Source organism: Kitasatospora sp. NPDC086801, assembly GCF_044745805.1.
Lineage (GTDB): Bacteria > Actinomycetota > Actinomycetes > Streptomycetales > Streptomycetaceae > Kitasatospora.
This window is the reverse complement of sequence record NZ_JBIVAX010000004.1, coordinates 21804-40868: the sequence shown is the minus strand read 5'-3', so window position 1 is coordinate 40868 and position 19065 is coordinate 21804. Positions and strand designations below refer to the sequence as shown.

General features: G+C 73.0%; 17 protein-coding genes and 1 tRNA gene. 11 read left to right on the top strand and 7 right to left on the bottom strand.

Annotated features, from left to right (window positions below; genetic code table 11):
• Positions 1-2 precede the first annotated feature (2 nt).
• The 6 genes from ACIPLC_RS07075 to ACIPLC_RS07050 all read left to right on the top strand — a co-directional run bounded on the left by ACIPLC_RS07075 (position 3) and on the right by ACIPLC_RS07050 (position 6874).
• Entirely contained in the window at positions 3-1355 is a 1353-nt protein-coding gene (locus ACIPLC_RS07075) for a protein phosphatase 2C domain-containing protein (protein ID WP_400471866.1), read from the top strand.
• A gap of 118 nt (positions 1356-1473) precedes the next feature.
• On the top strand, positions 1474-2832 hold the full coding sequence (locus tag ACIPLC_RS07070; RefSeq protein WP_400471865.1) for a VWA domain-containing protein: 1359 nt from the start codon (positions 1474-1476) through the stop codon (positions 2830-2832).
• A 73-nt stretch (positions 2833-2905) separates the two neighbouring features.
• The gene (locus ACIPLC_RS07065; RefSeq protein WP_400471863.1) at positions 2906-4177 is read left to right on the top strand and encodes an FHA domain-containing protein; all 1272 of its coding nucleotides are present in this window, start codon (positions 2906-2908) and stop codon (positions 4175-4177) included.
• A 143-nt stretch (positions 4178-4320) separates the two neighbouring features.
• Positions 4321-5238 carry an ABC transporter ATP-binding protein gene (locus ACIPLC_RS07060; protein ID WP_400471862.1) on the top strand — a complete coding sequence of 306 codons (918 nt, stop codon included), beginning with the start codon at positions 4321-4323 and terminating at the stop codon, positions 5236-5238.
• Complete coding sequence (locus tag ACIPLC_RS07055; protein WP_400471861.1) at positions 5235-6383, top strand: ABC transporter permease; 1149 nt, start codon at positions 5235-5237, stop codon at positions 6381-6383. The genes ACIPLC_RS07060 and ACIPLC_RS07055 overlap by 4 nt, the downstream gene beginning before the upstream one ends.
• Positions 6384-6469: 86 nt before the next feature.
• Positions 6470-6874 (top strand): globin, encoded by a 405-nt coding sequence (locus ACIPLC_RS07050; RefSeq protein WP_400471860.1) that lies wholly within the window; start codon positions 6470-6472, stop codon positions 6872-6874.
• A gap of 15 nt (positions 6875-6889) precedes the next feature.
• Here the strand turns inward: ACIPLC_RS07050 and ACIPLC_RS07045 are convergent, their stop codons facing one another.
• From ACIPLC_RS07045 to ACIPLC_RS07025, 5 genes are all read right to left on the bottom strand, one after another.
• Positions 6890-7582: a hypothetical protein gene (locus ACIPLC_RS07045; RefSeq protein ID WP_400471859.1), complete on the bottom strand. Its 693-nt coding sequence runs from the start codon at positions 7580-7582 to the stop codon at positions 6890-6892.
• 33 nt (positions 7583-7615) lie between these two features.
• Positions 7616-8059, bottom strand: coding sequence for an acyl-CoA thioesterase (locus tag ACIPLC_RS07040; RefSeq protein WP_400471857.1), 444 nt, complete (start codon positions 8057-8059; stop codon positions 7616-7618).
• 109 nt (positions 8060-8168) lie between these two features.
• A complete protein-coding gene (gene ettA, locus ACIPLC_RS07035; protein ID WP_079135893.1) occupies positions 8169-9833 on the bottom strand; it encodes an energy-dependent translational throttle protein EttA in 1665 nt (554 codons plus the stop codon).
• A 270-nt stretch (positions 9834-10103) separates the two neighbouring features.
• The gene (locus tag ACIPLC_RS07030) at positions 10104-11594 is read right to left on the bottom strand and encodes a Cys-Gln thioester bond-forming surface protein (protein WP_400471855.1); all 1491 of its coding nucleotides are present in this window, start codon (positions 11592-11594) and stop codon (positions 10104-10106) included.
• 354 nt (positions 11595-11948) lie between these two features.
• Positions 11949-12548, bottom strand: coding sequence for a single-stranded DNA-binding protein (locus tag ACIPLC_RS07025; protein ID WP_400472173.1), 600 nt, complete (start codon positions 12546-12548; stop codon positions 11949-11951).
• A 644-nt stretch (positions 12549-13192) separates the two neighbouring features.
• Between ACIPLC_RS07025 and ACIPLC_RS07020 the strand changes: the two genes are divergently transcribed.
• Positions 13193-13268 (top strand) — tRNA-Arg (locus ACIPLC_RS07020).
• 371 nt (positions 13269-13639) lie between these two features.
• Here the strand turns inward: ACIPLC_RS07020 and ACIPLC_RS07015 are convergent.
• On the bottom strand, positions 13640-14257 hold the full coding sequence (locus tag ACIPLC_RS07015) for a TetR/AcrR family transcriptional regulator (RefSeq protein WP_400471853.1): 618 nt from the start codon (positions 14255-14257) through the stop codon (positions 13640-13642).
• A gap of 107 nt (positions 14258-14364) precedes the next feature.
• Here ACIPLC_RS07015 and ACIPLC_RS07010 point away from each other — a divergent pair, with 107 nt between their 5' ends.
• Positions 14365-14913: a GNAT family N-acetyltransferase gene (locus tag ACIPLC_RS07010; protein WP_400471851.1), complete on the top strand. Its 549-nt coding sequence runs from the start codon at positions 14365-14367 to the stop codon at positions 14911-14913.
• 127 nt (positions 14914-15040) lie between these two features.
• On the opposite strand, the gene ACIPLC_RS07005 is transcribed toward ACIPLC_RS07010, so the two are convergent.
• The gene (locus ACIPLC_RS07005; RefSeq protein ID WP_400471849.1) at positions 15041-16525 is read right to left on the bottom strand and encodes an MFS transporter; all 1485 of its coding nucleotides are present in this window, start codon (positions 16523-16525) and stop codon (positions 15041-15043) included.
• Between the two features lie 149 nt (positions 16526-16674).
• Between ACIPLC_RS07005 and ACIPLC_RS07000 the strand changes: the two genes are divergently transcribed.
• The 3 genes from ACIPLC_RS07000 to ACIPLC_RS06990 all read left to right on the top strand — a co-directional run bounded on the left by ACIPLC_RS07000 (position 16675) and on the right by ACIPLC_RS06990 (position 19043).
• Positions 16675-17364 carry a TetR/AcrR family transcriptional regulator gene (locus tag ACIPLC_RS07000; protein ID WP_400471847.1) on the top strand — a complete coding sequence of 230 codons (690 nt, stop codon included), beginning with the start codon at positions 16675-16677 and terminating at the stop codon, positions 17362-17364.
• Between the two features lie 35 nt (positions 17365-17399).
• Positions 17400-18209: an enoyl-CoA hydratase/isomerase family protein gene (locus tag ACIPLC_RS06995; protein WP_400471845.1), complete on the top strand. Its 810-nt coding sequence runs from the start codon at positions 17400-17402 to the stop codon at positions 18207-18209.
• Between the two features lie 231 nt (positions 18210-18440).
• Positions 18441-19043 (top strand): hypothetical protein, encoded by a 603-nt coding sequence (locus ACIPLC_RS06990; protein ID WP_400471843.1) that lies wholly within the window; start codon positions 18441-18443, stop codon positions 19041-19043.
• The last annotated feature ends 22 nt before the right edge of the window (positions 19044-19065 follow it).

Here is a 19065-nt window from a genome sequence, read left to right as displayed (position 1 = left end):
CGATGCCGCAGCAGACCGTGTGCCCGAGCTGTTCCGAACCGCTGGAGCCGGAGGACGCCTACTGCGGCGCCTGCGGCGCCAGCCGGGACGGCCGGGCCGCCCCGGGCGCGATGCCCGCGAACTGGGCCACCGCCCGGGCCGAGGCCGCCCCGCCCCAGCACGGGCCGGTCTGCGCGCACTGCGGGCTGCCGCAGGTCACCGCGGACGGCTACTGCGAGGCCTGCGGCGGCGCCCAGCCGCGCCCGCGCGACCACATGGAGAAGGCCCTCGGGGGCGTCGCCGGGGTCAGCGACCGCGGCGTGCGCCACCACCGCAACGAGGACTCCTTCACCGTCGCCGCCACCTCGCTGCCCGGCGGCGAGCCGGTCGTGGTCGCCGTGGTCTGCGACGGCGTCTCCTCCTCCGACCGCCCGGACGAGGCCTCCGAGACCGCCGTCGACGCCGCCTCCGAGTCGCTGCTGACCGCCCTGGAGGCCGGCCGCGAGCCCACCGCCGCCATGCGCCAGGCCGTCGCCGACGCCGCCCGGGCCGTCGCCGACCTCGCCCGGAGCGGCCCCGGGCCCGCCCGGCCCGACCTCAACGCGCCCGCCTGCACCTACGTCAGCGCCATAGCCTCCGGCGGCCGGATCACCATCGGCTGGGTCGGCGACACCCGCGCCTACTGGATCCCGGACGACCGCGCCGGCGCCGAACCCTTCCGGCTCACCCAGGACGACTCCTGGGCGGCCCGGATGGTCGAGGCCGGGCTGATGAGCGAGGCCGAGGCGTACGCCGACCCGCGCGCCCACGCGATCACCGGGTGGCTCGGCGCCGACGCCGAGGAGGTCGTGCCGCACATCCTCGACTTCACGCCGCACGTCCCCGGGGTGCTGCTGATCTGCACCGACGGGCTGTGGAACTACGCCGAGGCCGCCACCGACCTGGCGTACTTCGTCCGGCCGGACGCCCGCACCGAACCGCTCGCGGCGGCGCAGATCCTGGTGAAGTTCGCGGTCGCCGCCGGCGGCCACGACAACATCACCGTCGCCGTCCTGCCGATCGACCCGCCGGCCGTGGACGTCGGCGCCGGTGTCGGCGTCAGCGCCGGTGCCGGTGCCGGTGCCGGTGCCGAGGGCGAGGACGAGGACGACGCCCGGACCGCCACCGCGCTCGACCTGCCGGTGATCACCGCGGCGGGTGCCCGGCGGGCCGCCGAGGAGGACGAGGACTACGAGCCGACCCTGCCGGACCTCCCGGTGATCGGCTCCCCCGCCGCCCCGCTGCCCCCGGCCGCCCCACCGGCACCGCCCGCACCGCCCGCACCGCCGACCGCTCCCGCCGTTCCCCCGCAGCCGCCGCACCCGCCGACGGCCTGACCGGACGCCGCCCGGCGCCGCACCCCGCGGCCGCCCGGTCCGCCGGCCCGCCCCCGGCGCGGCCGGCCCCCACCGACCGATCCGTACCGACGACCCTTCCGACGGGAGCCACCGGCCCATGGCAACACTGGCGAAGCCGAACCTGCCCAGGTTCGACGTGGAGATCTTCCAGAACGAGTACCTGGCCGACGGCGCCCGCGAGGTCAACGCCATCGTCACGGTCACCGCGACCGGCGGCGGCACCTCCGGCGGCCGCCCGCTCGGCATCGCCGACGCGGGCGGCCCGCCGAGCGCCGACACCGCCGCGGCCGTGGTGATCCTGGTGGACTGCTCGGGCTCGATGGACTACCCCAAGACCAAGATCCACGGCGCCCGGGAGGCCACCGCCGCCGCCATCGACGCGCTGCGCGACGGCACCGCCTTCGCCGTGGTCGCCGGCACCCACGAGGCCCGCGACATCTACCCCGGCGACGGCACCCTCGCGACCGCCTCCGCCACCACCCGCGGCCACGCCAAGGAGGCCCTGCGCCGCCTCACCGCCGCCGGCGGCACCGCGATGGGCACCTGGCTGGCCAAGGCCGACAAGCTCTTCCTGACCCGCCGCGACATCGCCATCCGGCACGCCGTCCTGCTCACCGACGGCAACAACGAGCACGAGTCGGCGGTCGACCTGGAACGCGCCGTCGAGCGGGTCGCCGGTCACTTCACCGCCGACTGCCGCGGCGTCGGCACCGACTGGCGGATCGACGAGCTGCGCAAGATCTCCTCGGCGCTGCTCGGCACCGTCGACATCGTCGCCGAACCCTCCGGCCTGGCCGAGGACTTCCGCTCGATGATGGCCGGCGCGATGGGCAAGCAGGTCGCCGACGTCGCGCTGCGGATCTGGACCCCGGCCAACGCCGCGGTCAAGTTCGTCAAGCAGGTCGCCCCCGCGGTCGAGGACCTGACCGCCCGGCGCACCGAGGCCGGCCCCCGGGCCGGCGACTACCCCACCGGCTCCTGGGGCGACGAGAGCCGCGACTACCACGTCTGCGTCGAGGTCCCGGCCGCCTCGGTCGGCAACGAGATGCTCGCCGCCCGGATCAGCCTGGTGCTGCCCCCGCAGGTCGGCGGCGGCACCCCGGAGGTGCTCTCCCAGGGCCTGGTCAAGGCGGTCTGGACCGACGACCTGGCCTCCTCCACCCGGATCAGCCCGCAGGTCGCCCACTACACCGGGCAGGCCGAGCTGGCCTCCTCCATCCAGGAGGGCCTGGAGGCCCACCGGGCCGGGGACGTCGACACCGCCACCTCCAAGCTGGGCGCCGCCGTCCGGATCGCGCACGCGACCGGCAACGAGGGCACCTACAAACTGCTGCAGAAGGTGGTGGACGTGGTGGACCCGAAGGAGGGTACGGTTCGGTTCCGTAAGAACGTGAGCGAGGCCGACTCGATGACCCTTGAGACCCGGTCGACCAAGACGGTACGTGTGAAGAAGTGACCGCTGAAGACGTGACCGGGCCGGCGGCCCGGTGCGACGCCGCCCCAAGCCGGCTCGAAGTGAGGGGGAACTGATGTCGATCTGCCCGAGGGGCCATGATTCGCAGGCCGAGGACTGGTGCGACGTCTGCGGCTTCCCGATGACTCCGCCGGCCCCGACGCCGCCCGGAGCCCACCCGGGAGCCCACGGGGCCCAGGGGAACCACCCGGGGGCGTACGGCGCCCACCCCGCGCCCGAGGCACCCGCCTGGCCCGAGGCACCCGCCGCGCACCCGGACCACCGCGGCACGCCCTACGGCGCGCCGCTGTCGCCTCCGCCGATGCCGCCGGGGGCCGTCCCGCCGCCGCCCGGCGCGATGCCACCGCCCGGTGCCGTGCCGCCGCCACCGGCCCAGGGCTACCCCAATCTGACCGAGGGCCTGACGGTCTGCCCGATCTGCCGCAGCCCGCAGACCGGGCGGTTCTGTGAGGAGTGCGGGTACGACTACGAGCTCTCCACCCCCTCGCGCCGCCAGCCGCCGCCCGTCGGCGGACCGGCGCACGGCGGACCGGCGCACGGCGGACCGGCCCAGCCGCCGCCGCTGAACATCCCGGCGGCGTACGGCGGCGCCCCGCAGCAGGCCGCCCAGCCGCCGCTCGGCCAGCCACCCGTCCCGCAGCAGCCGCAGCACCACCAGCCGCAGCACACCCAGCACCCGCAGCAGACCGCCGCGCCCGCGCACACCTACGGCTACCCTCCCTCCCTGCCCGCCAACGGGCAGGAGGGGCCCGCGCCGGAGGCCGCGTTCCCCGAGGCTCCGGTCCGCGAGGACTCCGGCCCGGTGTACGCCCAGCCCCCCGGCCCGAACAACCGCGGCGGCGACTTCGGCACCTCGTTCCACCTCGCCCCGCCGCAGCGGCAGCCCCCGCCGGAGGCCGTCCCCGCGGAGCCGGTCCGGACGAACTGGATCGCGGTGGTCTCGGCCGACCGCCAGTACTTCACCGAGATGATGGCCCGCAGCGGCCCCGAGGCGGCCGGGCTGTTCTTCCCGCCGTACTGCCCCGAGCGGCGCATCCCGCTGACCGGCCGCGGCCAGCTGCGGATCGGGCGGCGCAGCCAGCACCGCGGCACCGTGCCGGAGATCGACCTGTCGGTGCCGCCGGAGGACCCGGGCGCCTCGCACCAGCACGCGATGCTCGCCGAACAGGCGGACGGCAGCTGGGTGCTGGTGGACCAGGACTCGACCAACGGCACCACCGTGAACGGCGGCGCGGAGCCGATCGCCCCGCACACCGCCGTGCCGCTGAACGACGGCGACCGGATCCACATCGGCGCCTGGACGACGATCACGGTGCACCGCGCCTGAAGGACTGTCAGCAATAACTCCGGCCGGGCCGGGCGGAATTCAACTTCCGCCCGGCCCGGCTTGTTCCCGATTCCTCAAACAATCCGCAAATTCGTCGCCGCCGATGTGCGCAGGGACCTCCGAAAGCCCTAGGCTCAGGCCACATGACTGCAGCTATATCCGCCGACGGCATCCGTCAGCGGTACGGGGACGTGCAGGCTGTCGACGGGGTTTCACTCACCGTCGAAGCCGGCGAGTTTTATGGAATCCTGGGCCCCAACGGCGCCGGGAAGACCACCACGATGGAGATCCTGGAAGGCGTCCGCAAGCCGGACGAGGGCCGGGTCGAGCTGCTGGGGATGGCTCCCTGGCCGCGCAATCCGAAACTGCTGCCGCGCATCGGCGTGCAGTTCCAGGCCTCCGCGTTCTTCCGGAAACTGACGGCCCGGGAGACCATCCGCACCTTCGCGTCGTTCTACGGGGTCGGCCCCAAGCGGGCCGACGCGATGCTGGAGCGGGTCGGCCTGACCGACAAGGCCGCCGTCATGACCGACCAGATGTCGGGCGGTCAGGCGCAGCGCCTGTCGATCGCCTGCGCGCTGGCCCACGACCCGGAGATCGTCTTCCTGGACGAGCCCACCACCGGCCTCGACCCGCAGGCCCGGCGCAACCTCTGGGACCTCCTGCGGGACATCAACGACGAGGGCCGCACGGTCGTCCTGACCACCCACTACCTGGACGAGGCCGAGGTGCTCTGCGACCGGGTCTCGATCATGGACCACGGGAAGATCCTGCACACCGGCGCCCCGGCGACGCTGATCCGCGAGATCGACGACACCGTCCGGATCAGCATCGCGTCCGGCCAGCTGACCGTCGAGCGCGCCCGTGACCTGCTCACCGCGGCCGGCACCGACATCACCGCCCTGGAGGATGACAGCGTCTCGCTCTCCGTCTCCACCCGCCTCCCGGCCCCGGTCCTGAGCGTCCTGGCCGAGCAGAACGCGCTGCGCGGCCTCGAAGTGCGCGGCGCCACCCTGGAGGACGTCTTCCTCCAGCTGACCGGACGGGAGTACCGCGCATGAGCGCCAGCACCTCCACCGAGCCGAAGGCCCCCGCCCCGCGCGGCGGATCGAGCGGCGGCGCGAGCGCCGAACGGGAGCGGGTCAGCGCGTTCTGGAGCCTGTCCCGCGCGATGCTGCTCGGCATGAAGCGCGACCGCACCGCGACCTTCTTCATCCTGCTCTTCCCGCTGGTGTTCCTGGTGTTCTTCGGCAGCGTGGGCAAGGGCTCCGGCAGCCCGCACGCCAAGGTGGCGCAGGTCGGCGCGGTGAAGCTGTTCGACTCGATCCAGGGCGAGGGCCGGGTCGATCTGGACAAGGTCCTCACCATCACCAGGACCGACGACGAGGCCGCCACGCTGGAGAAGGTCCGCAAGGGCGACTTCGACGCGATGATCGAGCAGGGCCCGGACGGCAAGGTCGAGCTGCGCTTCAGCGCCGCCGACACGGTCCGCGCCGGCGCGCTCCAGGGCATCGTCAACTCGGTGGTCCAGAGCGCCAACCAGGCCGCCACCGGCCAGAAGCCGGCCTACGTGCTGGACGCCCAGCAGGTCGAGGACCAATCGCTGAAGCCGATCCAGTTCCTCACCCCCGGCCTGCTCGGCTGGGCCGTCGCCACCGGCGCGGTGTTCGGCGCCGCACTGACCCTGGTCGGGTGGCGCAAGTCCAAGGTGCTGCGCCGGCTGCGGCTGGCCCCGGTGAGTGCGGGCACGGTCGTCAGCTCCAGGATCCTGGTCTCGCTGCTGACGGCGCTCCTCCAGACCACCGTCTTCCTGGTGGTCGCCACCAACTTCTTCGGACTCAAGCTCACCGGCAACTGGTGGCTGGTCATCCCGCTGGTGGCCTGCGCGACGCTCGCCTTCATGTCGATCGGCCTGCTGGCCGGTTCGGTCGCCAAGACCGAGGAGGCGGCCAACGGCATCTCTCAGATCATCGTGCTGCCGATGTCCTTCCTGTCCGGTGCGTTCTTCCCGATGGACAACGCACCCGGCTGGCTGGAGACCATCTCCAAGGTGATGCCGCTGCGGTACCTGGTGAAGGCCGCCCAGTCGGTGCTGACCCGCGGCGGCGGCGTCATGGACGCCCTGCCCACCATGGGCGGACTGCTGCTCTTCGCGGCCGTGCTGACCGGCGTCGCCTGGAAGCTGTTCAAGTGGGAGGACGTGTAACCGCCTCCCCGGTCGCCCGGGCCCTGCGGGGTCGTACGCCTTTGGTCCCGGTGTACGACCCCGTCGGCGTCTGCGACCATGGTCGGGTGAAAGAGATCCGGCGAGGAACGTTCAGCGAGGAGACCTTCTTCGACCAGGTCGGCGGCGAACCGACCTTCCGGCGACTGGTCCACCGGTTCTACCAGGGCATCGCCGAGGACGAGTTGCTCCGGCCGATGTACCCCGAGGAGGACCTCGGCCCGGCCGAGGAGCGGATGACCCTGTTCCTGATGCAGTACTGGGGCGGCCCGCGCACCTACAGCGAGCAACGCGGACACCCCCGGCTGCGGATGCGGCACGTGCCGTTCAAGGTCGACCGCGCCGCGCACGACGCCTGGCTCAAGAACATGCGGGCGGCCGTGGACGACCTGGCCCTGCCCGCCGAGGCCGAGCGGCAGCTCTGGGACTACCTCACCTACGCCGCCGCCTCGATGATCAACACCCCGGGCTGAGCCGGCCCGACCCGGTCACCGCAGCGGGCTGAGCCCCAGCCCCGCGCCGGGCGCGGCCGCCGTCCGCACCGCCACCGAGCCGGCCGGGGCGCTCAGCCGCAGCCAGCCGCCCGCCCGGTGCACGGTGAGCGGGGCCCCCGGCTTCAGGAAGCCGATCACGTACGCCGCGTGCACCGCCCGCAGCGGCAGCTCCGGCAGCACGGAGACCGGGCGGGACCAGATCTCGTCGGCCAGCGCGTCCAGCACCGCGCGCGTGCGGTGGTGCTCCGGGACGGCCTCGCTGCGCTCACGGAACTCCCGGACCCCGGCCATCAGTTCGGGGTACACCTCGGCCGCCGGCGGCGCCCCGACCGGCCGCCAGCCGGTGCGCGGCGGCAGCAGCCCGGCCCAGGCCGGTCCGGTCACCGGGGCGGGCAGCGCGACGGCCCCGGTCCCGCCGTCCACGCCGTCCAGCAGTTGGCCCGCCGAGACCGTCAGATCGGTCGGCGCGGTCGGCCCGGTCAGCCGGGCGGTGCGGATCGCCAGCGCGCCCGAACCGCCCAGCGGCAGCCGGCCGAAGACCGCCAGCACGCCGTCCTCCCCGGCCGGGGCCACCGCCTGCAACCGGACGGCCGCCGCCTTGTCGAAGCGCAGCAGGCGCAGCAGGAAGGCGGAGAGGTCGGCGGCCTCCCCGGCGTCGGTGAGGGCGAGACGGGCGGTGATGGTCAACGCTGGTCAGCTCGAATCGTCGGGGGTGGGCGCTCAGGCGGCGACTACGGCGGGCTCCTCGTCCATGAAACGGGACAGGAACTCCCGCTCCACGGGCGAGATCCGGCGCGGCCGGCCCTCCGCCAGGTCGTAGGGCACGACCACGGTGGACGCCCGGACGTACACCGTCTCGGTGCCGTCCGCGGCAACGTCCTTGATCTCGTAGGACACGGTCAGCGAGGCGCCGCCGATGCGGGTCACCCGGGTCTCGATGGTGACCGGCTCGGGCCGGTGCACCAGCGGAAGCTTGTAGTCGATCTCGTGGCGGGCCACCACCGAGCCGCCCGCGAACTCCCCGGCGCCGGCCTCGGCGGCCTGGGTGAACATGAAGTCGATCCGGGCCTCCTCCAGGTAGCGCAGGAAGACCACGTTGTTGACGTGGCCGAACGCGTCCATGTCGGACCAGCGCAGCGGGCAGGCGTAGATGTGGCGGGCCACAGGTGTTCTCCTCGACGTCCGGTCGCCCGCCGCCGTGCGGTGGCGGCGGGCCGGCGGCCGGCAGGCCGCCCCGAGGGGCAGTCTGCCGGGCCGCCGTGACGGCTGGGTGTCAGCCGCGGGTCAGCTTCTTGTACGTGGCCCGGTGCGGGCGGGCGGCGTCCGCGCCGAGCCGCTCGATCTTGTTCTTCTCGTACGACTCGAAGTTGCCCTCGAACCAGAACCACTTGCTCTCGCCCTCGTAGGCGAGGATGTGGGTGGCCACCCGGTCCAGGAACCAGCGGTCGTGGGAGATGACCACGGCGCAGCCGGGGAACTCCAGCAGGGCGTTCTCCAGCGAGGAGAGCGTCTCGACGTCGAGGTCGTTGGTGGGCTCGTCGAGGAGCAGCAGGTTGCCGCCCTGCTTGAGGGTGAGCGCCAGGTTCAGGCGGTTGCGCTCACCACCGGACAGCACGCCGGCCGGCTTCTGCTGGTCCGGGCCCTTGAAGCCGAAGGCCGACACGTAGGCGCGGGACGGCATCTCGACCTGGCCGACGTTGATCCAGTCCAGACCGTCGGAGACGACCTCCCAGAGGGTCTTCTTCGGGTCGATGTTGGCGCGGCTCTGGTCGACGTAGCTGATCTTGACGGTCTCGCCGACCTTGACCACGCCGGAGTCCGGGGTCTCCATGTCCTGGAGCATCTTGAACAGCGTGGTCTTGCCGGCGCCGTTGGGGCCGATGATGCCGACGATGCCGTTGCGCGGCAGGGTGAAGCTGAGGTCGTCGATCAGGATCTTCTCGCCGAAGGCCTTGGAGAGGTTCTCCACCTCGATGACGATGCTGCCCAGACGCGGGCCCGGCGGGATCTGGATCTCCTCGAAGTCCAGCTTCCGCATCTTGTCCGCCTCGGCCGCCATCTCCTCGTAGCGGGCCAGACGGGCCTTGGACTTCGCCTGGCGGCCCTTGGCGTTGGAGCGGACCCACTCCAGCTCCTCCCGGAGCCGCTTGGCGCGCTTGGCGTCCTTCTGGCCCTCGACCTTGAGGCGGGACTGCTTGGACTCCAGGTAGGTGGAGTAGTTGCCCTCGTAGCCGATGGCGCGGCCGCGGTCGAGCTCCAGGATCCAGCCGGCCACGTTGTCCAGGAAGTACCGGTCGTGGGTGACGGCGACGACGGTGCCGGGGTACTTGGCCAGGTGCTGCTCCAGCCAGTTCACCGACTCGGCGTCCAGGTGGTTGGTGGGCTCGTCGAGCAGCAGCAGGTCGGGGGACTCCAGCAGCAGCTTGCAGAGCGCCACGCGGCGCTTCTCGCCACCGGAGAGCTTGGTGACCGGCCAGTCGCCGGGCGGGCAGCCCAGGGCGTCCATGGCCTGCTCCAGCTGGGCCTCCAGGTCCCACGCGTTGGCGTGGTCCAGGTCCTCCTGGAGCTTGCCCATCTCGTCCAGCAGGGCGTCCGAGTAGTCGGTCGCCATCAGCTCGGCGATCTCGTTGAAGCGGTTGAGCTTCCCCTTGATCTCCTTGACGCCGTCCTCGACGTTCTCCAGGACGGTCTTGGTCTCGTCGAGCGGCGGCTCCTGGAGCAGCATGCCGACGGTGAAACCGGGCGAGAGGAAGGCGTCGCCGTTGGAGGGGTGCTCCAGGCCGGCCATCATCTTCAGCACGGTGGACTTGCCCGCGCCGTTGGGGCCCACGACGCCGATCTTCGCCCCGGGGAGGAAGCTGAGCGTCACGTCGTCAAGGATGACCTTGTCTCCGTGCGCCTTGCGCACCTTGCGCATCGTGTAGATGTATTCCGCCACGTGAGATCGCTCCGGCGTCGTCGGGAGTATTCGGCTTGCAGCCTTCCATTGTGCCGCACCCGGCCGGGAGCCCCGAACGCCCGGGGTGCCCCACGGGGGTATCGGGAAGGCGGGGTTGAACGGCGAAGGCCCGGCCCCCGCAGCGGGTGCGGGGGCCGGGCCGGGTGTCGCCTCAGGGCCTCAAGGGCCCCGGAGGTCAGCGCCTCCGGGCCTGCGGGGCGGTTCGGGCGACCACAGGTTCAGGCGACAGCTGGTTCGGACGACAGTGGTTCAGGCGGCGGTGCGACCGTGGCGGCCACGGCGGCGCAGGACGAAGACCGCGGCGCCACCGGCCAGGACCAGGGCGCCGGCGACGCCGGCCAGGATCGGGGTGGAGTCACTGGCACCGGTCTGGGCCAGGCCACCGGTGCCCGGGGCCGAGCTGGTCGCGGCCGGGCTCGGGTGCGCACCGGCGGCGGTGCTGGCACCGGCCGACGGGGTGCCGGTCGGGGCGTTGCTCGGGGTGCCACTCGGGGTGCCGGTCGGGGCGTTGCTCGGGGTGCCGGTCGCGGCCGGGGTGGACGGGCCGGAGGTCGGCGGGGTCACACCGGTCTTGCAGTCCAGGACGCCCTTGAACTCCTTGGCGAAGCCGTTCGGGCCGGTGACGGTGATGTCGTAGGCGGCCTTCTCGGCGACCGGGACGAGCACGCTCTCGGTCTTGCCCGGCTGGACGGTCAGCTGCTTGCCCGGCTTGACCGTGACGGTGGCGGCCTCGTCACCGCCGTTGGTGACGGCGACGCGCACGCCGTTGTTCTCGCACTCGACCTGGGCGGTGCTGTCGACCAGCGCGCCCTTGCCCTGCTTCCAGGTGGCCTTGGCGTCGGCGGCGACGCTGAGCTTGCTGGAGCCGGCCAGGATCATGCTCTGGCTGTGCCGCTTCGGGTCGTAGCCCTCGCTGAGGAAGACCCGGCCGCTGGGCACGACGGTGTCGGCGGCGGCGGCGAGGGCGACCGAGCCGTCCGGGGTGCCGGCCGGCACGTCCAGGAACAGCTGGGTGTCCTTGCCGATCGGACCGGTGAGGGTGGCGCCGACCGGCTTGCCGTCCTTGTCCACCACCTTGACCTTGTCGGCGGCGTCACCGGTGACGGTGAGCTTCACCTCGGTGGCGCTGGAGTTGAGGGTGAAGGGGCCGAGCTTGCCGCCGGACTTGCCGGAGACGGAGTCCGGGTTGAGGGTCAGCGAGGGCTTGGGCTCGGCGGCGATGCCCTTGTTGGCGTCGCCGAGCAGGTAGTCGCGCAGCTTCTTGGCCTTGGCGTTGCGCGGGGTGGCGTTCTTGTTGTCCGAGAACTTCCAGATCGCGGCCTGGGTGCCCGCGGCGGCGTCCTCGGCGGTCAGGCCGTCGACGCCGGCGGTCTTGCCCAGCGCCGTCAGGTCCTTGACCTGCGGGTAGGAGTTCTCCAGGATCCAGCGGATCTTGGCGGCCGCCTCGACCTTGTTCTTGCCGCCGAGGGAGCTCGACTTCCAGTCCGACTCCTGGTACTTCGCACCGCTGTCCAGGTAGACCGGGTTGTCGAAGTCGATGCAGTAGGTCTGGATCTCGCCGTTGGACGTCTTGAGGGTGAACAGGCCGCCGTCGACCGTCCCCTTGCCCTCGACGTCGATCTTCTCGCCCAGCATCGTGTTCTGGAGGACGGCCTTGACGCCCGCACCCGGGGCGCCCGCCGCGGCCGCCGCACCGGCTGCGAACAGGCCCCCGCCCAACACCAGGCTGGTCGTGAGCATGACAGTGGTTATGCGGGGGAGACTCCGCGCCTGCCTCTGGAACATCTGGGATCCCTCCGGGCCGGGCCGCACCGATGGGCAGCCCGCCGACTTGCCGTGCCGCGCGCGCCCCCTGTGGCGCTGCTGCGGGGTATGAACCAGACGAATCCTATTGAGCCCCGCAGGCCCCGAAACCCCCATGCGAAATCAGGACGATTCCGTATCTGGATCGTTATCAACCCCCTCAGTTCCCACACAAGCTGACGATCAGCCAGAATCCCTTCGCCACTTTTCGTTATCCGGGCGAGATTGCGCGTGCGGGCGCAACAACAGTCTCGATCAACATATTTGTCGACAGTTAAGGTCATCGACCCGTCAGATCAGCGCAGCCTGCTCGCCACCTCCCCGCTCCCCCTCGGACACCCGGCCTCGATCCCCCACCGCCGCCTCCGACGCCCCGTCCGACCCCGGCCGCACCGGCGGCGGGGGCTCCGGCGGGCGCGGCACCGAGGCCACCGCCGAGGCCTTCCGCGCCTCCAGCGCGTCCGCGATCCACCCCGGCACCACCCCTCCCCCGGACTGCGCCCCGTCCTGCCCGGCGGCGCCCGGAGGCTGCCCGCGCACCCCCGCCGCCCAGCGGAACGCCGAGGTACCGCGGGTGAGGTCGTGTCCGACCGATCGGGCGTCGATCTCGGCCCTGGTGCGCTTCGCCCCTCCGTCGACCCACTCCCGCACCCGCAGCCGACCGCTCACCAGCACCGGATCCCCCTTGGCGAGCGAACCGATCAGGTTCACCGCGAGCGCCCGCCAGGCCGTCACCGTCAGCCACTGCGTCTCGCCGTCCACCCAGCACTCGCGCTGCCGGTCGTACCGGCGCTCGGTGCAGCCAAGCCGGAAGTTGGCCATCGGCACCCCGCTGCCCGTTTCGCCGTAGCTCACCTCCGTCGCGACATTGCCGACGACCGTCACCTGCATCTCGTTCACAGTGCACTCTCCGTTCTCGCCGATGCACCGTACGGAATCAACCGGTGCGCGTTGAGAGTGCGCTTCACGGGAAATCCCCGCCAGCGAGTTCCGAAATCCTGTGGACAACTCGACGCCATGGAAAACCGACGTCACTCGCGGGGGTGAATTTCGGCCTTTCGGCGCCCCTTCGCGCCCATCTCATCGCGGCCATGACAACAAACCGGCTGCTCGCCGCCCCAGCCCGCGCGCCCCGGAACACCGCCGGCCGACCGTCCGCGCACGTCATCCGACCGAAGGAACCCGAATACGGCCCCCCACCCGCACCGGCGGCGACACATTCTCCGTGCCGAATCCATAACGGGTGGGGCGGCAGCCCCGTAACGACTGCACAACGTCCGGCTCGGAACACTCCCAGACCGCTGCACTCACGGCGTTCACCTGCGATTATCGGACCGCTCCACCCAACCGACACACCAACGGCGGTGTCGTCGCAACCGGCCGAGGAACTGGGCACCCTTATCCTGTCCCCGACAGGGCGAGGGCCCACCGACCCCCACCCCCACCCTCGCGGTACGGGGCCGGACACGCGCGCCCCCAGCGCTCGTCGCCCGAACCCGGCCACGGTCACGCCCACCCCGGGCACAGCCCGTCCCGCCCCCATAGCTCAGCGGATAGAGCACCCGCCTTCTAAGCGGTAGGTCGCAGGTTCGAATCCTGCTGGGGGCACCACCTCGACATTCCCGCAGGCCGCCAGGCCGACGGCCGCATTGCCCGGCCGCCGCGGGCCGCCCGGAAATCCCGTACGCACACCTCCCGATCGCGCGCACCCACTGCACACCCACTGCGCACCATCCGTGACCATGCGTGTCGTGGCGCCGCGAAAACCGGCCGCCCCGGATGGGCGCCACCGCGGGCCGGACGCGGGAGAAGGCCCCGGACGACCGAAATCCCGGGCGAATCACACCCCGGGGCAATCCGCTCCCCCGACTCGACCGGGGCCTCCCGGCCGGGAGCCGCCCGACCACCGACCGGCCGCCCGACCACCGACCGACCGGCCGACGGATCGACCCGCCCGCTCGGCCGACACCCCGGCCGGGCGCTCAGCCGGTGGCGACGAGCCCGGCCAGGTAGGCGTCCAGCAGGGCGGTCTGCCGCTCGGGCGGGAACTCCGCCGGGGCGAACAGCACCTGCACCACCAGGCCGAGCGCGAAGGCCTGCGCGCCGGTCGCGAGGGCGGTGGCGTCGGCCCCGGCCGGGAGCTCCCCGCGCCGCTGGGCGTCCGCGACGTGCGCCGTGAGGGCCTCGCGCGAGCGGGCGTAGCGGCCCGCGTGCGCGGCCGCGAGCGCGGGGTCGGACAGGGCGACGTCCCAGGAGCCGACCCAGATCCGGTTGCCGGCCGCCGCCGCCTCGTCCAGCGGCAGGACGTCGAGCAGTGCGGCCCGCAGCCGGGCCAGCCCGGGGGGTGGCGGCGGGGTGCCGTCAGCGGGGGCGGTCCGCCGGGGCCGGGAGCCGGAGCGCCGGTCGAGTTCGTCCAGTGCGTGGCTCAGCAGGGCCCGCTTGTTGGGGAAGTAGTGCGTCAACAGGCCGGTGGAGGCGCCGAGTTCGGCGGCCACAGCGCGCAGGGTAAGCCCCTCGAAGCCGCGGCTGGAGAGCACCCGCCACACGCCCTCGGACACTTCCAGGCGGCGGGCGTCATGGTCTCCACGGGCCGGTGTCATGGGGGTCATCGTACATACCAAACGTTTGTTATGTATGGTTCCCAGCACACCGCGCATCCCGCGGACCGTGCATCCCACGAACCGTGCACCCCGTGAAAGGCCAGCCCATGTTTGCCGTACCGCTCGCCGAGAACGCCGAACTGCGCCCGCTGGAGCCGTGGCAGGCGGCCGAGTTCCTGGCCCACATCGACCGCGCCCGCGCCCACACCGACCCGTGGATCCCCTGGGCCACCCGCTCCACCGACCTCGACTCCGCCCGCGCCACCCTGCAGCGCTACGCCGACCAGCAGGCCGCCGACACCGGCCGGATCTACGGCATCTGGCGGGACGGCACGCTGGTCGGCGGCGTGATGTTCGTGAGCTTCAACGCCCAGAGCGGCATCTGCGAGATCGGCGCCTGGACCGAACCGGCCGGCGAGGGCGGCGGGCTGATCACCGCCGCCGTCCGGCTGCTGGTCGACTACGCCTTCGCCACCCGCGGCCTGCACCGCGCCGAGTGGTGGTGCTCCGCCGCCAACGCCCGCAGCCGGGCCGTCGCCGAGCGGGTCGGCATGACGCTGGACGGCACCCTGCGCGAGTGGTTCCTGCACAACGGGGTCCGCCACGACAAGGAGATCTGGTCGATCCTGGCCCCGGAGTGGACGTCCGGGGCCTGACCCGAACGCGGCGGGGCCCGGTGGACACCCCCGTGTCCCACCGGGCCCCGCACCGCCCCCGCCGCTCCCCCGCCGTCGCTCCCGGGCCCTCAGACCCTCGGGCCCCGACCCCTCGGGCCCCGGCCCCTCAGGCCGCCAGCACCGGAGGCTCCGCCGCCCCCACCGCCCTGGGCACCCGCAGCGCGAGCAGCAGGACCAGCACCAGCATCCCGCCCGCCGACAGGAACACCACGTCGACGGCGTCCGTGAAGCTGCTCAGCGCGTGCTCGCGGGCCGCTCCGCCGAGCGTCCGGACGGCGCCGAGCGGCAGACCGGGCTCGCCCTCCGCGAAGACCCGGGCCAGCACGGTGCCGAAGAGCGCCGCACCGAGCGCGCTGCCGAGGGTCTGGAAGAAGCGGATCCCGGTGGTCGCGACGCCGAGCTGGTGCCGGGGAACGGACTCCTGCACCACCGTGACCAACTGGCCGATCAGCTGGCCCAGCCCGCAGCCCAGCAGGGCGAGTTCGCCGCAGACCGCCCACAGCCCGGTGGTCGGGCCGCTGAGGCCGAGCAGGAGCAGGGCGAGCGCCGCACAGCCCGCGCCGGCCACCAGGAAGGTGCGCTCCGCGTGGCCGCGGGCGGTGAGCCGGCCGGCCAGCAGGCCGACCGCCGTCATCCCGCCCGCCATCGGGATCAGGTAGAGGCTGGCCGAGGTGAGGTCGATGCCGCGGGCGATCTGCAGGTAGAGCATCACGTAGACGATCGAGCCGGTCATGCCCATCCCGACCAGGCCCTGGATCGCGAAGCCGAGACGCACCACGCCGATCCGGAACAGCGACAGCGGCAGCACCGGCTCGGCGGCGGTGGCCTGGCGCCACACGAAGAGACCGAGCGCGGCCAGGGTGGCGGCGACGAGCCCGAGGATCACCGGGGAGGTCCAGGCGTAGTCCTTGCCGCCCCACTCGGTGACCAGCAGCAGCCCGGTCGCGAAGGCGGCGGCGAGGGCCGCGCCGAAGAAGTCCAGGCTGCGGCGGCCGGCCGCCGGCGGCAGCTTGATCACCAGGGCGGTGCCGACCAGGACGAGCAGGCCGAGCGGCAGGTTGATGTAGAAGATCCAGCGCCAGCTGAGGTGGTCGGTGAACAGCGCCCCGATCAGCGGGCCGACCGCCATGCCGATGCCCGCGACGACCCCGCCCATCGCTCCGCCCTTGCCGCTGCCGCGCTCGGCCGGGTCCTTGAGGTGGGCGACGACCACCATGGTGACGCTCATCAGCCCGCCGCCGCCGACGCCCTGGACGGCCCGGAAGGCGATCAGCTGGCCCATCGACTGCGCGAACCCGCAGAGCGCCGAGCCGACCAGGAAGGTGCCGACCGCGCCGAGCAGCACGCGCTTGGCGCCGTACAGGTCGCAGAGCTTGCCGTAGAGCGGCAGCAGCGCGGTCGCGGCGAGAGCGAAGGAGCTGATCAGCCAGGGCAGCCGGTCGACGCCGTGGACGGGGTCGAGTTCCCGGACGATCGGCACGGTGGCCGCGGACACGATGTTCATGTCGAGCACGGCCAGCACGATCGTGACCAGGCAGAGCAGCATGCCCAGCTTGCGCTGGGCCGGTGTCATCAGGGCAGCGGGCGCCATCGGTAAGTCCCCCCGGGGTCGGTGGAGTTCGGGCCGGTCCGGTGCGGCCGGGCACGTCCTCACCATGGCAGTTTTCTTATACCCGGTCAATTCTTAATCCTGGCTCAATCTTCATCCAGGTCGATCTTTGATCCTGGTACAGTCGGGCCATGGCGACGCACACCGGCTTCGGCCCCGACGACGACCGCGACCTCGACGCCCTCCCGCTGCGCGAGCGCAAGAAGATCCAGACCGGCGTCCGGATCTGGCGCACCGCCATCGGGCTGTTCGCCGAGCGGGACTTCGACCAGGTCTCGGTGGCCGAGATCGCGGCCGCCGCCGAGGTGTCCAAGATGACCGTCTTCAACTACTTCCCCACCAAGGAAGACCTGGTCATGGCTCCCATGGAGCAGCACCTCGACGAGCCGGCCCGGGTGGTCCGCGAACGCGCCCCGGGCGCCTCGGCGGTGGCGGCCCTGCGCGAGCAGTACCTGGCCGCGCTGGAGCAGCACGACCCGGCCACCGGGTTGAGCGACGAACCGCTCGTGCTCGACGTGGTCCGGCTGATCCACCGCACCCCGGCCCTGGCGATGCGCGCCGCCGCCGGCTTCGGCCGGCACGCGCAGACCCTGCTGACCGCCGAACTCCTCGCCCAGGACCCGGCCCGCGACGAGCTCACCGCGCAGATCGCCGCCGCCCAGCTGCTCGCCGCCCGACTGGCCCTGACCACCGAGAACCAGCGCCGGATGCTGGCCGGCGAACGCGCCGCGGCCGCCCTGCCCGCCGCCCTCGACCGGGCCGCGCGGGCCTTCGCCCTGGTCGAGGGCGGCCTCGGCGACTACTGCGCCGGCGCCTCCTGAGAGAGTGGGCGCACCACGACCGCCCGGAGGTGCGCATGGACCAGCCGCTGCTCACGCGGGACCGCTCCGCCCTGCCCGCCCACGCCGAGGGCCTGCACGCGTACGTCGGCGAGGACGGCGTCGCCGTCCTGGAGTTCGCCCGCCCGCACCGGCGCAACGCGGTGACCCTGGAGATCTGGCAGGCGCTGCCGAAGGTGCTGCTGCGCCTCGCCGAGCAGCCGGGGGTGCGCGCCCTGCTGGTCACCGGCGCCGGCGGCACCTTCAGCGCGGGCGCGGACATCGCCGAACTCGCCGAGGTGTACGGCGATCCGGAGCGCGCGGACGCCTACCACGCGGTCAACGTCGCCGCCGAGGAGGCGCTGGCGGCCTTCCCGCATCCGACCGTCGCCGTGGTGCAGGGCGCCTGCGTGGGCGGCGGCTGCCAGCTGGCCGTCGCGTGCGACCTGCGGTTCGTCGCCGAGGACGCCCGGCTGGGCATCACCCCGGCCAAGCTCGGCGTGGTCTACCCGGCGGTGCCGACCGTGCGGCTGGCCCGGCTGGTCGGCCCGGCCCGCGCCAAGTACCTGCTGTTCTCCGGCGAGTTGGTGACGGGCCGCGACGCGCTGCCGCTGGGGCTGGCGGAGCGCGTCCTGCCGGGCGCCGAACTGGACGCCGCCGCGCTGGAGTTCGCGCGGCTGCTGACCCGGCGCTCGACCCAGACCATCGGCGCGGTGAAGGCCGCGCTGGCCGTCCCGGCGGAGCGGGCGGCGCAGGCGCTGGCGCCCTGGGAGCGCCGCTCCCGGGAGACCCCGGACGTGCCCGAGGGGCTGGCCGCGTTCCTGGAGGGCCGCCCGGCGCGGTTCTGACCAGGTCCGGGCACCGGCTCCGGCCAGGTCCGGACACCGGCTCCGGCCAGGTCCGGACACTGGCTCCGGCCAGGTCCGACCAGGTCCCGGTACCGGCTCCGGCCAGGTCCGGGCACCGACTTCGACCAGGTCCGGGCACCGGCCGCACGGACGGGCTCGCGTACGATCATCCGATCGGCGCCGAGCCGTCCCGCCGCCCCCCCTCTTTGCGCACCCGGAGCACACACCCCGATGACGACCGAGGCCACGACCGCCCCCACCAGCCGGACGATCTGGGCCCGCCGGGTCACCGACGGCGTAGAGCCGAAGAACGTGATCATCGCGATGTGCCTGCTGATGGGCACCGTCAGCCACGGCTGGACCGGCCTCGCCTGGGCCGCCTTCGCCGCGCTGTTCGCGGCCGTCATCCCGACCATGTTCATCCAGCGCGGCATCCGCAAGGGCACCCTGGAGGACCGCCACGTCGGCCACCGGCAGCGCCGGCTGACCGTCATCCCGTTCATCATGGGCTCGGTCGCGACCAGCTTCGCGGTGATGCTCTGGCTGGACGCCCCGGCCGACCTGACCGCGATGGTGCTGGCGATGTTCGCCTCGCTGGTCCCGATCCTGGTGATCACCGTCTGGTGGAAGGTCTCCGTGCACACCGCCGTCGCCGCCGGCGCGGTGGTCTGCCTCGGGATCGCACTCGGCCCGCTGTGGTTGCTGCTCGCCCCGCTGGTCGCGGTGATCGGCTGGTCCCGGGTGGTGCTGCGGGACCACACCACCGCGCAGACCGTCGTCGGCGCGGCGGTGGGCGCGCTCACCGCCGGGCTCACCTTCTGGGCGGCCCGGTGAGCCCCCGGGCCCGGTAAACCCT

Bases quoted from the DNA above. Each gene is read 5' to 3' on its own strand.
- ACIPLC_RS07005 (WP_400471849.1), bottom strand. From the start codon at position 16,525: ATGGCGCCCGCTGCCCTGATGACACCGGCCCAGCGCAAGCTGGGCATG.
- ACIPLC_RS07055 (WP_400471861.1), top strand. From the start codon at position 5,235: ATGAGCGCCAGCACCTCCACCGAGCCGAAGGCCCCCGCCCCGCGCGGC.
- ACIPLC_RS07015 (WP_400471853.1), bottom strand. From the start codon at position 14,257: ATGACACCGGCCCGTGGAGACCATGACGCCCGCCGCCTGGAAGTGTCC.
- ACIPLC_RS07075 (WP_400471866.1), top strand. From the start codon at position 3: ATGCCGCAGCAGACCGTGTGCCCGAGCTGTTCCGAACCGCTGGAGCCG.
- ACIPLC_RS07010 (WP_400471851.1), top strand. From the start codon at position 14,365: ATGTTTGCCGTACCGCTCGCCGAGAACGCCGAACTGCGCCCGCTGGAG.
- ACIPLC_RS07070 (WP_400471865.1), top strand. From the start codon at position 1,474: ATGGCAACACTGGCGAAGCCGAACCTGCCCAGGTTCGACGTGGAGATC.
- ACIPLC_RS06990 (WP_400471843.1), top strand. From the start codon at position 18,441: ATGACGACCGAGGCCACGACCGCCCCCACCAGCCGGACGATCTGGGCC.
- ACIPLC_RS07065 (WP_400471863.1), top strand. From the start codon at position 2,906: ATGTCGATCTGCCCGAGGGGCCATGATTCGCAGGCCGAGGACTGGTGC.
- ACIPLC_RS07000 (WP_400471847.1), top strand. From the start codon at position 16,675: ATGGCGACGCACACCGGCTTCGGCCCCGACGACGACCGCGACCTCGAC.
- ACIPLC_RS07030 (WP_400471855.1), bottom strand. From the start codon at position 11,594: ATGCTCACGACCAGCCTGGTGTTGGGCGGGGGCCTGTTCGCAGCCGGT.
- ACIPLC_RS07060 (WP_400471862.1), top strand. From the start codon at position 4,321: ATGACTGCAGCTATATCCGCCGACGGCATCCGTCAGCGGTACGGGGAC.
- ACIPLC_RS07025 (WP_400472173.1), bottom strand. From the start codon at position 12,548: ATGCAGGTGACGGTCGTCGGCAATGTCGCGACGGAGGTGAGCTACGGC.
- ACIPLC_RS06995 (WP_400471845.1), top strand. From the start codon at position 17,400: ATGGACCAGCCGCTGCTCACGCGGGACCGCTCCGCCCTGCCCGCCCAC.